The sequence below is a fragment of the Nocardia sp. NPDC056611 genome, assembly GCF_042792755.1.
GTDB lineage: Bacteria > Actinomycetota > Actinomycetes > Mycobacteriales > Mycobacteriaceae > Nocardia.
The window spans coordinates 1,814-3,249 of sequence record NZ_JBHTVV010000017.1 but is presented as its reverse complement, the minus strand read 5'-3'; the positions used below and the strand labels follow the sequence as shown (position 1 = coordinate 3,249).

General features: G+C 55.7%; 1 rRNA gene (cut by a window edge). It reads right to left on the bottom strand.

Annotated elements, in window-relative coordinates:
• Nucleotides 1–1,391 (bottom strand): 23S ribosomal RNA (locus ACFRAQ_RS36825); it reaches 1,490 nt to the left of the window's first position.
• Between the last annotated feature and the right edge of the window lie 45 nt (nucleotides 1,392–1,436).

Here is a 1,436-nt window from a genome sequence, read left to right as displayed (position 1 = left end):
TCACTCGTCTTTCGCTACTCATGCCTGCATTCTCACTCGCATGGCCTCCACGGCTGGATCACTCCGCCGCTTCCCTGGCCATACGACGCTCCCCTACCCACCCAGACGACTGGCCCGAAGGCGATCTGTATGTCTGAGTGCCGCGGCTTCGGCGGTGTACTTGAGCCCCGCTACATTGTCGGCGCAGAATCACTTGACCAGTGAGCTATTACGCACTCTTTCAAGGGTGGCTGCTTCTAAGCCAACCTCCTGGTTGTCTTCGCGACTCCACATCCTTTTCCACTTAGTACACGCTTAGGGGCCTTAGCCGGCGATCTGGGCTGTTTCCCTCTCGACTATGAAGCTTATCCCCCACAGTCTCACTGCCGCGCTCTCACTCACCGGCATTCGGAGTTTGGCTGACTTCGGTAAGCTTGTGGGCCCCCTAGGCCATCCAGTAGCTCTACCTCCGGTGAGAAACACGCGACGCTGCACCTAAATGCATTTCGGGGAGAACCAGCTATCACGGAGTTTGATTGGCCTTTCACCCCTACCCACAGCTCATCCCCTCAGTTTTCAACCTAAGTGGGTTCGGGCCTCCACGACGTCTTACCGTCGCTTCACCCTGGCCATGGGTAGATCACTCCGCTTCGGGTCCATAGTGTGCGACTCAGGGCGCCCTATTCGGACTCGCTTTCGCTACGGCTCCCCCACACGGGTTAACCTTGCCACACACCGATGACTCGCAGGCTCATTCTTCAAAAGGCACGCCATCACCTATTACAGCTCTGACGGATTGTAAGCGCACGGTTTCAGGTACTATTTCACTCCCCTCCCGGGGTACTTTTCACCTTTCCCTCACGGTACTAGTCCGCTATCGGTCACCAGGTAGTATTCAGGCTTATCGGGTGGTCCCGACAGATTCACAGCAGATTTCACGGGCCCGCTGCTACTCGGGTGCCCACCACATGAGCCAAGATGTTTTCGTCTACCGGACTCTCACCGTCTACGGTTGGCCATCCCAGACCAATTCGACTAACAACTTGGTTTCTAACTCATGCCCAATTCGGCAGAATTGGGAAGATGGGTCCCACAACCCCGGCTATGCAACGACTGCCGTCTATCACACACAACCGGTTTAGCCTCTTCCGCTTTCGCTCGCCACTACTCACGGAATCACTGTTGTTTTCTCTTCCTGTGGGTACTGAGATGTTTCACTTCCCCACGTTCCCTCCACACGCCCTATATATTCAGGCGCGGGTAACACGACATCACTCGTGCTGGGTTTCCCCATTCGGAAATCCTCGGATCTCAGCTCGTTTGACAGCTCCCCGAGGCTTATCGCAGCCTACTACGTCCTTCATCGGCTCCTGGTGCCAAGGCATCCACCGTACGCTCTTACACACTTACTAACAAAGATGCTCGCGTCCACTGTGCAGTTCTCAAACAACACACCC